A 13,220-nucleotide genomic window follows, 5' to 3' on the forward strand; every position below is an offset into this window, starting at 1 on the left:
CGACGCCCCGGGCCGCGCGGGGCGCCCGGGGCGCGGTCGTTTCGGCGCGGCGCGCGTGGGGCGGGCGTCAGCCCAGATCCAGCGCGTTCGTCAGGTCGCCCGGCGGCGTCGCCCCGCGCGACGCGAACGCGCGATCGCGATGGACGACACCGTCGAGCGGCGCGAGCCCGTGCACGCGGCTGATGAAGCGCAGGATCGAGTTCGTGTCGTACAGCGTGTGATCGACGTAGCCCTGCTTCGCGAACGGCGCGATCACGAGTGCCGGAATCCGCGAGCCCGGCCCCCAGCGGTCGCCGACCGGCGGCGCGACATGGTCCCACCAGCCGCCGTTCTCGTCGTGCGTCATCACGATCACCGTGTGCTCCCACTGCGGGCCGCGCCGGATATGGTCGATCACGGTCGCGATGTGGCGGTCGCCCGATTCGATGTCCGCATAGCCCGCATGCATGTTCAGGTTGCCCTGCGGCTTGTAGAACGCGACGGGCGGCAGGCGTCCCGCGTCGATGTCGGCGATGAAGCGGTTGGTCGCCGGATCGTCGCCGAGCCCCGCGTCGCGCAGATGCAGGCGGCGCGCGTCGGTGCCCGGCGCAAAATTCGCGAAATAGTTGAACGGTTGATGGTGGTACTGGAAATCGGGCACGGTGCCGGTGTCGCGATGTTCGAGCGCGTACTGCCACGCGCCGCTGTACCACGCCCAGTCGATGTGCTTTTCCGACAGCCGGTCGCCGATCGTCGCATACGCCTGCGGCGGCAGCACGCGATGGTCGTTCGGGTCCGCGAACGCGGGATTGCCCTGCGCGGGCGGCGGCACGTAGCTCGGCTGGTACGGCGGCGCCATCGTGTTGACGCCGTAGCCGTCCGGCGTGAGCGGGCCGTCGCCCGCGAATTTCGGCGGACCGTCGAGCGCGGATGCCGGCGAATCGGCGGCGAGCTTCAGCCGCGTGCCGGTCGGGTCGTCGCCTTCGACCACCGACAGCAGCTTCGCCGCGTGCGGATGCTTGTGCGCGTCCGGATAGCGCGGCGCCTGCGCGGAGATCAGGAACATGTGGTTGAGCCATGAGCCGCCGAAGGCGGCCATGAAGAAGTTGTCGCACAGCGTGTATTGCCGCGCGAGATTCCACAGTCGCAGCGTGTCGGCCGAATTGCGGTAATGCCCCATCACGAGGCCGCCCGAATCGGCCCATGCGGCGAACTGGTTGTTGCGGCCCGCGGCGATCTGCATCTGGTTCTGGTAGAAGCGGTGCCACAGGTCGCGCGTGATCACGCCGTTGGGCAGCGGCTTGCCCTGCGCGTCGGCGATCCGGAACGGCGCGTTCGGCAGTTTGTCGATGTCGCGCTCGGCGATCATGTAGCGCTTGCCGTCCACTTCCTGCGCCTGCGGCACGAGGCCGCCCCAGATCTTCGGCAGCACCGGCAGCGGCGTCTTGCCGTCCCGGTCGAGCTGCTGCGCCTGTTCCGGACGCACGTCGCTCAGCGGATGAAGCACGCCGGGGAAGTCGCCGTACAGGTTCGCGAAGCTGCGGTTTTCCGCGTAGATCACGACGATGTTGCGCACGTGATGGCGCAGCGCTTCGTCGACGCGCAGCTCGGCTGCGGAGCGCGGCGCACCGGTTTCGCAGCCGCCGAGCGCGATGCCCGCGCCGAACGCGGCAAGGCCGCCGAGCACGCGGCGGCGGTCGGGATCGGCGGGCAGGTCGTCGGGGCGATCGGGGGTGTCGTTCACGTCTTGGGCTCCTCGAATGGGCGTGGTCGTTCGATATCGCGCGGCGCCGGACAGGCTGCCGCGCCGCGGGCCGGATCGCAACCGCCGCCACGGTGGCCGGCCGCAGCGGCGAAACTGTCACCAAATTGTCATGGAGGCGACTATAACGCGCCGGCGACCGGCCGCGAAAGGCATTCGTCGGCTCGCGCACATCCGGGCGCGGGCCGATGCGCGACGCGCGCGTGCAGACTAGACTTGGATTGACGGTCGGCGCGTGCGGTGCGCCGACCCGGCGAAAGCCGCCCGGCGGCGCTGCCGAAGGCGCCGTCGCGGCGTGATTGATGCGACGAAACGAGGGGCGACGATGAATCGTGCGAGTTCCGCTTCCCCGCGCATGCCGACGCCGCGCGGCGGGTGCGCGCGGGTTCGCGCCTGAGTGCGCGACAGCCTGAGCCGGCGGTCGGCCCGATGCCATGGACAGGAAATTCGATTACCCGGGATTGCTGATCGCGGCGGGTTTCTTCGTGCTGTTCGTGGCGCAGTTGCTGATGCTGCATCCGGCGTCGACGTCGATCGCGTACAGCGATTTCCACCGGCTCGTCGCCGCGCGGCTCGTCGACGATCTCGAGGTCGGCCAGAGTTCGATCTCGGGCACGCTGCGCATGCCGCAGGCGGGCGCGATGCTGCCGGCGTCGGAGGCCGAGGCGGTCAAGGCGGCCGGCACGCCGTGGCGCTTCACGACCGACCGCGTGACCGACGACCATCTGATCGATGCGCTGACGGCCGCCGGCATCCGCTATCACGGCACGCCTGACACGAGCTGGCTGGCCTCGCTTGCGTCGTGGCTGCTGCCGCTCGCCGCGTTCGTGTTCGTGTGGACGATGCTGCTGCGCAAGCGCGGCGGGCTGCAGGATTTCGGCGGGATGGGCAAGAGCCGCGCGCGCGTGTACGTGCAGCAGGAAACCGGCATCACGTTCGACGATATCGCCGGCATCGACGAGGCGAAAGCCGAGTTGCAGCAGATCGTCGCGTTCCTGCGCAATCCGGAGCGCTATCAGCGGCTCGGCGGCAAGATTCCGAAAGGCGTGCTGGTGGTCGGCGCGCCCGGCACCGGCAAGACGCTGCTCGCGCGCGCGGTGGCCGGCGAGGCGGCGGTGCCGTTCTTCTCGATCAGCGGCTCGGCGTTCGTCGAGATGTTCGTCGGCGTCGGCGCGGCGCGCGTGCGCGACCTGTTCGAGCAGGCGCAGCAGAAGGCGCCGTGCATCGTGTTCGTCGACGAGCTCGATGCGCTCGGCAAGGTGCGCGGCGTCGGTCCGATGTCGGGCAACGACGAGCGCGAGCAGACGCTGAACCAGCTGCTCGTCGAGATGGACGGCTTCCAGGCCAACTCCGGCGTGATCATCATGGCCGCGACGAACCGGCCCGAGATCCTCGATCCCGCGCTGCTGCGCCCCGGCCGCTTCGACCGCCACATCGCGATCGACCGGCCCGACCTGAATGGCCGCCGGCAGATTCTCGACGTGCACGTGAAGCGCGTGAAGCTCGCGGCCGACGTCGATCTCGGCGAGCTCGCGTCGCGCACGCCGGGCTTCGTCGGGGCCGATCTCGCGAACGTCGTCAACGAGGCCGCGCTGCATGCGGCCGAACTCGGCAAGACGGCGATCGGGATGGCGGACTTCGACGAGGCGATCGATCGCGCGATGACGGGGATGGAGCGCAAGAGCCGCGTGATGAACGAGCAGGAGAAGGTGACGATCGCGTATCACGAGGCGGGCCATGCGCTCGTCGCGCAAAGCCGCGCACATTGCGATCCGGTGAAGAAGGTGTCGATCATCCCGCGCGGCGTCGCGGCGCTCGGCTATACGCAGCAGGTGCCGACCGAGGACCGCTACGTGCTGCGCAGGAGCGAACTGCTCGATCGCGTCGACGTGCTGCTCGGCGGGCGGGTCGCGGAAGAACTCGTGTTCGGCGACGTATCGACGGGCGCGCAGAACGATCTCGAACGCGCGACCGCGATGGCGCGGCACATGGTCATGCAGTACGGGATGAGCGAGCGGCTCGGGCTCGCGACCTTCGACGACGGCGCGCATCCGGGCCTGCAGGACCCGCGCCTCCCCGGCGACGGCCGCTGCAGCGAACATACCGCACGGCTGATCGACGACGAGGTGCGCACGCTGCTGGCCGACGCGCATGCGCGGGTCGCGGCGACGCTCGACGAGCGGCGCGACGCGCTCGAACGGATCGCGCAGCGGCTGCTGCAGTGCGAGGTGCTCGAACGCGAGGCGTTGCAGGCCTTGATCGACGGGCGCAGCGAACCTGAGGAGCCCGAAGTCGGCCATGCGGAGGCCGATACGCGGGGCGGGACGGGCGGGGCGGAGCATGCGTCGGCGGTGGAGCGCGACTTCGTCGCCTGCGGGCCGCCGCGCCAGCGCGATCGTTGAAAGTGCGCGGCCGCGCGCAGCCGGTCAGATTGCGTCGGCGACTTCGGCCGCTTCCGCGAGCGCTTCGAGAAAACGCGTGCGCCACCAGTGCACGTCGGTCTTGCGCAGCGTCGTCATCAACGCCGAGTGACGCTGCCGGCGTTCGTCGAGCGGCATCGCGAGCGCGCGCTGGATCGCCTGCGCGGTGCCCTGCGTATCGTACGGATTGACGAGCAACGCTTCCTTCAACTGCTCGGCCGCACCCGCGAAGCGCGACAGCACGAGCACGCCCGGATCGGCCTCGTCCTGCGCGGCGAGAAATTCCTTCGCGACGAGATTCATCCCGTCGCGCAACGGCGTGACGAGCGCGACGCGGCTCGCGCGATAGAGGCCCGGCAGGCGCTTGCGCGCGACGGTGCGGTGGATGTAGCGCATCGGCATCCATTCGAGCTCGCCGTAGTCGCCGTTGATCGCGCCGCACAGGCTGTCCATCTCGCGGCGCAGATCGTCGTAGGCGCCGAGATCCTCGCGGCTCGGCGCGGCGATCTGGATCAGCGTCGCGCGGTCGCGGTTTTCCGGATACTGTTCGAGCAACTGACGGAACGCATGCACGCGCTGCGGCAGGCCCTTCGTATAGTCGAGCCGGTCGACGCCGACCAGCAGCTGGCGGCGCGAATACTCGTCGCGCATCCGCTCGAACATGTCGATGCCGTCGCGATCGTCGGCCAGCGCCGCGAATTCGTCGACGTTGATGCCGATCGGAAACGCGCCGGCCGACAGCGTGCGGCCGAATGCCTGCAGGCGGCCGTCCGGCAGCCGCGCGGCGCCGGCTTCCGCTTCGACGTAATGCTCGAAGTGCAGCAGGTCCGATTCGGTCTGGAAGCCGACGAGGTCGTACGCGAACAGCGAGCGCATCAGCCATTCGTGTTCCGGAATCGCCGCCATGATCGGCGGCGGCGGCATCGGGATGTGCAGGAAAAAGCCGATCGGGTTCGCGCAGCCCATCGCGCGTAGTTCGGCGGCCAGCGGAATCAGCTGGTAGTCGTGCACCCACACGACATCGTCGGGCCGCAGCAGCGAGCGCAGCTTGCGCGCGAACAACTGGTTCACGCGCCGGTAGCCGTCCGCGAATCGCCGGTCGAACTGCGCGAGATCGAGCCGATAGTGAAACACCGGCCACAGCACGTTGTTCGAATAACCGAGGTAGTACGCGTCGTAATCCTGCGGATCGAGATCGATCGTCGCGAGCTGGATGCCGCCGACGTTCTGGATCTGCACCTCGTCGCTGCCCGCGGGCTGGTCGTCGCCGCGTAGCCTGCCGCTCCAGCCGAACCAGACGCCGCCGGTTTCCTGCAGGCTGTCCTTCACGGCGACGGCAAGGCCGCCCGCCGCGGCTTTGCGGGGATCTGCGATGCGATTGGATACGACGACGAGACGGCTCACCAGCTCTCCTGACAATGGTTGGGGGAAAGGTTCGTGCGGCCGGGCGCGCAGCAGATGCCGCCAAAGGCGCGCTGCGCGCGATGGGCCGCAATACGATCGGACGGGAGTCAGGGCACGCGATTCGCCGTCCGAACGGGGAGTGCTTTTTTAGGATACTCGCCATTCGCCTGTTTTAAAAGTCCGCGCAGGCGAGCGGGGCGCGGACGATGTTTCGCGCGGCACGCGCGGCGCGGGCGGGATCGAATCTTGCGCATGCGCTTCGGCCGCCGCCGGCACGGGCGTCGGTGCGTGCGTCCGGCGGTGCGCCGCGGCCGGACGAGGCATGCTGCGCGGCGACGCGCGCAGCATGATGCGTGATGGCATCGTGGGCGCCGATGCCGTTACCGGCGTCGCGCCTGCGTCGCGGCCGGCGTTACGCGGTCGCGGCGTGCCAGTGCGGCGTGCCGGCCGCACGAGCCTGCGCGCCGGACGGTGCCGACACGGTCGTACCGGCCGGCATCCGGAACGCCGACACGGTTCCGGACAACTCCTGCCCCTGCGCCTCGAGCGATTTCGACGCGGCCGCGGCCTGCTCGACGAGCGCGGCGTTCTGCTGCGTCGTCTGGTCCATCTGCGTGATGGTCAGGTTCACCTGGTCGATGCCGCGGCTCTGTTCGGCCGATGCGGCCGCGATCTCGCCCATGATGTCCGTCACGCGCGCGACGGCCTGCGTGACGTCGGCCATCGTCTTGCCGGCTTCGCCGGCGAGTGCTGAGCCGTCCTGGATCGTCTGCACCGATGCGGAAATCAGTTCCTTGATCTCTTTCGCCGCGGTCGACGAGCGTTGCGCGAGGCTGCGCACTTCGCTCGCGACGACCGCGAAGCCGCGGCCCTGTTCGCCCGCGCGCGCCGCTTCGACCGCCGCGTTCAGCGCGAGGATGTTGGTCTGGAACGCGATGCCCTCGATGATGCCGGTGATGTCCGCGATCTTCGACGAGCTTTGGCCGATCTCCGTCATCGTGTCGACGACGCGTCCGACCACGCTGCTGCCGCGTTGTGCGACCTCCGACGCGTTGGCGGCCAGCGTGCTCGCCTGCTGCGCATTCTCCGCATTGAGCCGCACGGTCGACGTGAATTCCTCCATCGTCGCGGCCGTTTCCTGCAGCGACGAGGCCTGTTCCTCGGTGCGCTGGCTCAGGTCGAGATTGCCCGATGCGATCTCGCCGACCGCATGCGCGATGCTGTTCGACGAATCGCGCACGCGCCCGACGATGTCGATCAGCCGCTCGTTCATCGTGCGCAGCGCATCGAGCAGGTCGCGCGTCTCGTCGTTGCCGGTCACGCGGATATTGCTGCCGAGATCGCCGTTCGCGACCGTGCGCGCAACCTCGACCGCGGCGACGATCGGCGTCGTGATGCGGCGCGTCAACCACAGGCCGCCGCCCATCGCGAGCGCGAGCGCAGCCGCGCAAATGCCCGCGAGCAGGTTGCGCCCGCTCGCGTAGCGGTCCGCGAACGACTGCGCGATCGCGAGCTCGCGTTCGTGCGTATAGCTCGCATACGCATCGGTTGCGCGCACGAGCTGCGTGAGCAGCGGGCGGCAGTGCTCGTCGATCTCGGTGATCGCCTCGTCCTTCTTGCCGGCCTGCGCGAGCCCGACGATATGCAGCGCCACGGGTCCGTAGCTCGATTCGACGCGCGCGATTTCGCCGACCAGTTCGCGTGCACGCTCGGTCGTATCGTTCGCATTCGCGATCAGGTCCTTGAGTTTCGCGAGATGGTCCTGCACGTCGCGGTGCGCCTGCTGCACTTCGGCCAGTTCGAGTTCGACGTCGGACGGCTTGGTCACGAGCACGAGGTCGCGCGCGGCGATCGCGCGCCGGTCGACCGCCGTGCGGATCTGCGCGGCCAGGCGTGCGCGCGCGTTGACGCCGTTCATGTACCGGGAAAACTCGTCGTTCGTATCGGACAGTGCCTTGAGCGCCATGCCCGACACGATCATGACGATCGCGGCGAGCAGGCCGAAGCCGCCAAGCAGTTTTGCTTTGATGGTCATTCTGGCGATTTTCACGGTGGGCCTCTTGCGCGAGTGGTGGACGATGGGAATTTATGGTTCGAGCGGGCGCGCTCGTGCCGTCTTTAACGGGTATTTCCCGTCGTTCTTGACTCGTCGGAAACCCTGATTTTTATATTTCTATTACGCGAAAACCCCGGCGGACGCGCGGTTTCGCGCTGTTTCGAAGCGGTTTTCGTTCACCCGTGATTCGAGTGTTCATATTCGAATGGCGCAGCGGGTTTTATGCCGAAGATCAGAATCGGCGCGCAATGAATTAACCGGTCGATCATTTTGATTCGGTTAATTGAGGGAATGATGCGATTGAAAACAACGGGGATGCGTCCCGCACCCGCGGCAGCGGCCGCGGGACGCCCTTCGGTCAGAACGTCGTCCGCAGTCCGGCCATCACGCTGCGGCCGCCTTCCGGTGCGAAGCCGCGCACGACCGAGGTCGCATAGCGGATGTCCTGGTTCGTCAGGTTGTCGCCGCGCAGGTACGCGAGCCAGTGCGTCGGGCCGACGCGGAACTTGTAGGTCAGCATCACGCCGAGCGACGTATAGCCGTCGGTCGGGAAGTCGTTGTCGGGCACGCGATGCTGCGACCACGCGTGCGTGAGCTGCGCACGCGCGCCGAACGGCCCGTAGCCGTAGTCGGCCGCGAGCGTCGCGCGCAGCGGCGCGATGCGCGGCAGCGGCTGGCCCGTGTCGACGTTGCGCGCATGCGTGTAGTCGGCGGTCAGTTCGAGGTCGACCGTATGGCCGCGCTGCGCGAACACGCGATACTTGCCGTCCAGTTCGACGCCGTAGAACTCGGCGCGCACGCCGCGATAGACGGCCTCGTCGAGCGAGCCGTCGGTGCCGCGCGCGACGGGTTCGCCGTCGTCGTCGACGACGCGGCCGGTGTTGTACTCGGTCAGGTAGTTCGAGAAGCGGTTGTAGAACACGCCGACGCTGCCGCGATTCGGGCCGCTCGCGTAGCGCAGCGACAGGTCCGTCGATACCGCCTTTTCCTTCGACGCGTTCGGGTTGCCGATCAGGAACTGGCCCGTCGCATCGTGCGGGCCGTTCGAGTAGAGCTCGTAGAAGGTCGGCGCACGCTCGGTATAGGCGACGTTCGCGGCGATCGACCATGTCGGCGTCAACGAGAACAGCGCGCCGGCCGACACACTGCCCGCATTGAAGTCGCGCGACTGCGCACCCGCGAATTTCTCGACGCCGGCCGGATCGGGATCGACCTTCACGTGCTCGAAGCGGCCGCCGAAGCTCAGCTTCAACGCCGGCGCGACCTGCCATTCCTCGAGGCCGAACAGCGCGACGCTGTTGGTGCGCGTCGACGGCACGAGCGTTTCGTCGCCGAGCGCGGAGAAGGTGTTCTGGCCGAACTGGACACCGATCGCACCTTCGAGTGGGCCGATCTTGCGATGCCGCGCCTCGATGCGCGCCTCGTAGCCGCGGTTGCGGAACGTCGTCGCGGTTTCGCCGTTGTCGACTTCCTTGTGCCGGTAGTCGGTGTACGCGAAGTCGAATTTCAGCTTCGTGAACGGCCCGCTCAGGTTGCGCACCTCGGATGCGAACGCGAGGCGTTCCTGACGCATCCGCAGCCGCACGTCGTCTTCCGCGACGGAGCCGTAGTTCGATTCGTAGCCGCTGTACGACAGGCCCGCGAAGCCGTCGGCCCAGGTGTACGACGCGCCGACCGCGCCGCCGTGCACGCGGCCGTCACTGTTCGGCACGCTGCCGTAGGGCTGCGGCGTATCGGGGTCGTCGAGCGCGCGCTGCTGGCTGCTGCGCGCGTAGCCGGGAATCCGCAGCTTGCCGGTTTCGCGGTCGAACGCGTCGACGTGGAACGCGAAGCGGCCGTTGCCGCCCTCGACCTGCGCGGCGCCCGCGTGCACGGTGTTCGCGCCGCCGTAGCGCGCATCGAGCGCGCCCGTCACGCCTTCGATCGCCTCGCGCGGAATCCGGTTGTCGATCGTGTTGACGACGCCGCCGACCGCATTGCCGCCATACAGCAGCGCAGCCGGCCCGCGCACGATCTCGACGCGCTCGATCGACAGCGGATCCTGCGGCACCGCGTGGTCGTACGACAGCGACGACGCGTCGTAGGCCGCGACGCCGTTCTGCAGCAGCCGGATCCGGTCGCCGTCCATCCCGCGGATGATCGGGCGGCCGACCATCGGCCCGTACGTGGTGGTCGAGACGCCCGGCAGCCCGTTCAGCGTCTCGCCGAGTGAATCGGCCTGGCGGCGCGTGAGCGCGTCGCCGGACAGCTGCGCGGTGGGCGCGATCAGTTCGTTGTCGCCGAGCGGGTTCGCGGTCACGAAGATCGGCGCGAGCGGCGCGGGCGGCGTCGACGGCGATGCCGGTGCGGCGGCCCCATCGGCCTGGGCGTGCGCGACGGCGGCGCACAGCATCAGCGAAAGCGGCGAGAGCGGAGGAAGCGAAAGACGAGGGAGGTCGCGCATGGTTGGTGAATCGGTTGGAGTCGAATCGGAAACGGGCCATGCGGATCGTGTCTGGATACGATATATTGTTGCGTCTTGTGCGCGCAACGACCCGTTGAAGCATGGCCCGGCAATGTCCGGACGCCCTGGATGCAGCAGGTCAGGCGGCGGAGCACGCGAAATGATATGTTATATCATTACAAATTCCAAGCTTGATGTCGGCGCGCCGTACGGTTTCTGTCGGGCAACCACAATCCCGGCGGAAACAGAGGGCGGCCGCGCGGCATTTCCCTTCGATTGACTTTCATCAATGTCATCGGCGTCGCCGCACGGATACTGGTTCGCTCATCGACCAGACAGGAGCGACGCATGACGCAAACCATGAAAGCGGCCGTGGTGCATGCCTTCGGCGAGCCGTTGCGGATCGACGAAGTGCCGGTGCCCACGCCCGGCCCCGGCCAGATTCTCGTCAACATCAAGGCGTCCGGGGTCTGTCACACCGATCTGCACGCGGCCGACGGCGACTGGCCCGTCAAGCCGGCGCTGCCGTTCATTCCCGGGCACGAAGGCGTCGGCATCGTCGCGGCGGTCGGCGCGGGCGTCACGCACGTGCGCGAGGGCGACCGCGTCGGCGTGCCGTGGCTCTATACGGCCTGCGGCCATTGCGAGTACTGCCACACGGGCTGGGAAACGCTGTGCCACGAGCAGCGGAACACCGGCTATTCGGTGAATGGCAGCTACGCGGAATACGTGCTGGCCGATCCCGACTATGTCGGCCATCTGCCGGCGCAGGTCGGGTTCGACGAAATCGCGCCGATCCTCTGCGCGGGCGTCACGGTCTACAAGGGCATTCGCGTGACCGATACGCGGCCCGGCCAGTGGCTCGCAATCTCGGGCATCGGCGGGCTCGGGCATGTCGCCGTGCAGTACGCACGGGCGATGGGCCTGCACGTCGCGGCGATCGATATCGCGCCGGACAAGCTCGCGCTCGCACGGCAGCTCGGCGCGCAGCTGACGATCGACGCGTCGGTCGACGATCCGGCGCAGGTGATCCGAAAGGAGATCGGCGGCGCGCACGGCGTGCTCGTCACGGCCGTGTCGCGCAGCGCGTTCGCGCAGGCGCTCGGGATGGTCCGGCGCGGCGGCACGGTGGCGCTCAACGGCCTGCCGCCCGGCGATTTTCCGCTGCCGATCTTCTCGACCGTGCTGAACGGCATCACCGTGCGCGGCTCGATCGTCGGCACGCGGCGCGATCTGCAGGAGTCGCTCGACTTCGCGGCCGACGGCCTCGTGCGCGCGCATATCCATCGCGACCGGCTCGGCAACATCAACGACGTATTCGCGAAGCTGCGCGAAGGGAAGGTCGACGGGCGCGTCGTGCTGACCGAGATGCACTGACGCGCACCGGTCGCGGCCGCCGCGGGCGATCCGTCGAGATCGTCGCGGCGGCCGTGCGCTCAGGCGCGCATCACGGCGCGAAGAACACGTCGGTGCGGTTCGTCAGGTTGCCCGCGTTGGTCTGCACGAAGAACGGATGGAACGACGACGACGGCAACACGTCGAGCCCCTGGTAGTCGCCGATGAAGTAGCCCTCCGCGTACGGCGCGAGCTTCATGTCGAACGGGCCGCCGACGCGACGTTCGTCGGCGAACGTCGCGCCGCCGTCATGCGAGATCTTGCGCCAGAACCCGGTCGGCAGCGTCGTCGTATTGCCGGCGAGCAGGTCGCGGAAGTCGTAGTAGGTGACCATCACGGCGCCCGTATTGTCGACGCGTACCGACGGATTGAATGCCGGGCGCCCGGTCGGCGTGTTCACCTGCATCGGTGCGCTCCAGCTTGCGCCGCCGTCCTTCGACGTCGACACCGCGATCTCGTCGTACTGGCCGCCGTTGAAGCGGCTGTCCTGCCAGACGACGTACAGCTGCCCCGACGCAGGGTCGATCGCCGGCTCCGGAATGATGTCGCCGGTGCGTATCGGTTCGCCGGTGTTCGGATCGGTCACGCCGACGGTCTGCAGCCCGGCGATCACCTGCGGCTTCGTCCAGCTCGCGCCGTCGTCGGTCGATTTGATGAACGCGACCTTGCCGGCCGCCTTGCTGAACGGCGGCTGGATCAGGTCGAAGAAGTCGTAGAGCGTGCCGCTCTTCGGATCGACGACGATCTGGTTGCCGATCGTCTGCTGACGCGACGGCACGTTGACGATCACCTTCGCGGTGCTCCAGGTCTTGCCGCCGTCGACCGTCTTCGAGAACAGCGTCGGCCCGCGATACGCCTTCGTATGCAGGTTCGCGTACGGATTGCCGTTCGGCAGCTCGAGACGATCCCAGACCGCATACGCGGTGCCGGCCTTGACCGGGTTGGCCGTCACCGATTCCTTGTCGTTGAAGAACTGCGTGGTCGGCTCGTTGTTCGCGATCAGCAACGCGGGGCTGCTCCAGGTCTGCCCGCCGTCGGTCGATACCGATGCCGCGACCGCGTTGCTGTTGTTCGACTGGTTGAACGAAATCGAGACCGAGTACGCGGTGCCGTCCGGCCCGAACGATACCCACGGATCGGATGCGCGCTCGTACGCGAGGCCGCCGGGCGCGCATGCGCTGAACGGCTGCGGCGTGCGTGCCCAGGTTGCGCCCGCATCGAACGAATAGCCGGCGACCAGCCCGTGCGCGCCACCGTTCGACCAGCGATCCTGCTGCCATACGCCGATCATGTTGTTCGGATTCGCCGGATTGACCGCGAGCCACGGTTCGACCTCGGCGTTCACGTAGTTCGTGCCTGGTCCGCCGATCGTGCAGGCGGCAAACGGGCTCGGTCCGGACACCGTCACGGGTTCGGCGTGCGCGGTGGCGGCTGCGGCCATCGCGATGGCGGCTGACAGGCGGGTGACAAGCGGGTGGGACACGATAGTGCGTCGCATGGACTGCTCCTCGTTGACGTGCGGATCGCATGGCGCGGCAGGCAGGCGGCGCGAGCCCGTGCGCGATGCTGCGGGCCCGGTCGTCGGAGCGTCGGCGTACCGCATCACCGCAGTGCAAAGCGCCGGTGCGAGTCGCTCAGCATGCCGCCTCAGCCATCGCGATCCGCGTGTGCTGGATACCGCCAGCACTTCGGTCAAGACTCCTTTTCATTCTCGTTGCTTGTCGGGTCTGTCCGCGCTGTCGACCCGACGGAAAAGCCGGC

Annotated in this window: 7 protein-coding genes; 2 read left to right on the forward strand and 5 right to left on the reverse strand. The window is 68.3% G+C overall.

The window, feature by feature from the left end:
• Positions 1-67: 67 nt before the first annotated feature.
• The gene (locus WS57_RS06260; RefSeq protein WP_069243901.1) at positions 68-1,723 is read right to left on the reverse strand and encodes an acid phosphatase; all 1,656 of its coding nucleotides are present in this window, start codon (positions 1,721-1,723) and stop codon (positions 68-70) included.
• A gap of 452 nt (positions 1,724-2,175) precedes the next feature.
• Between WS57_RS06260 and ftsH the strand changes: the two genes are divergently transcribed.
• Positions 2,176-4,143, forward strand: coding sequence for an ATP-dependent zinc metalloprotease FtsH (gene ftsH / locus WS57_RS06265; RefSeq protein ID WP_069243902.1), 1,968 nt, complete (start codon positions 2,176-2,178; stop codon positions 4,141-4,143).
• Positions 4,144-4,167: 24 nt separating this feature from the next.
• Here the strand turns inward: ftsH and otsA are convergent, their stop codons facing one another.
• From otsA to WS57_RS06280, 3 genes are all read right to left on the reverse strand, one after another.
• Positions 4,168-5,565: an alpha,alpha-trehalose-phosphate synthase (UDP-forming) gene (gene otsA, locus WS57_RS06270; protein WP_040129158.1), complete on the reverse strand. Its 1,398-nt coding sequence runs from the start codon at positions 5,563-5,565 to the stop codon at positions 4,168-4,170.
• Positions 5,566-5,977: 412 nt separating this feature from the next.
• Entirely contained in the window at positions 5,978-7,600 is a 1,623-nt protein-coding gene (locus WS57_RS06275) for a methyl-accepting chemotaxis protein (protein WP_196482437.1), read from the reverse strand.
• Positions 7,601-7,979: 379 nt separating this feature from the next.
• The gene (locus WS57_RS06280) at positions 7,980-10,064 is read right to left on the reverse strand and encodes a TonB-dependent receptor (protein ID WP_236871908.1); all 2,085 of its coding nucleotides are present in this window, start codon (positions 10,062-10,064) and stop codon (positions 7,980-7,982) included.
• Positions 10,065-10,412: 348 nt separating this feature from the next.
• Here WS57_RS06280 and adhP point away from each other — a divergent pair, with 348 nt between their 5' ends.
• The gene (adhP, locus tag WS57_RS06285) at positions 10,413-11,441 is read left to right on the forward strand and encodes an alcohol dehydrogenase AdhP (protein WP_009695325.1); all 1,029 of its coding nucleotides are present in this window, start codon (positions 10,413-10,415) and stop codon (positions 11,439-11,441) included.
• Between the two features lie 70 nt (positions 11,442-11,511).
• Here adhP and WS57_RS06290 read toward each other — a convergent pair whose 3' ends face one another.
• Entirely contained in the window at positions 11,512-12,957 is a 1,446-nt protein-coding gene (locus tag WS57_RS06290) for a sialidase family protein (protein ID WP_059517126.1), read from the reverse strand.
• Positions 12,958-13,220 lie beyond the last annotated feature (263 nt).

Source organism: Burkholderia pseudomultivorans, assembly GCF_001718415.1.
Lineage (GTDB): Bacteria > Pseudomonadota > Gammaproteobacteria > Burkholderiales > Burkholderiaceae > Burkholderia > Burkholderia pseudomultivorans_A.

Excerpts from the sequence above, each read along its gene's own strand:
- adhP (WP_009695325.1), top strand. The coding sequence starts at position 10,413 with ATGACGCAAACCATGAAAGCGGCCGTGGTGCATGCCTTCGGCGAGCCG.
- WS57_RS06275 (WP_196482437.1), bottom strand. The coding sequence starts at position 7,600 with ATGACCATCAAAGCAAAACTGCTTGGCGGCTTCGGCCTGCTCGCCGCG.
- WS57_RS06280 (WP_236871908.1), bottom strand. The coding sequence starts at position 10,064 with ATGCGCGACCTCCCTCGTCTTTCGCTTCCTCCGCTCTCGCCGCTTTCG.
- ftsH (WP_069243902.1), top strand. The coding sequence starts at position 2,176 with ATGGACAGGAAATTCGATTACCCGGGATTGCTGATCGCGGCGGGTTTC.
- WS57_RS06290 (WP_059517126.1), bottom strand. The coding sequence starts at position 12,957 with ATGCGACGCACTATCGTGTCCCACCCGCTTGTCACCCGCCTGTCAGCC.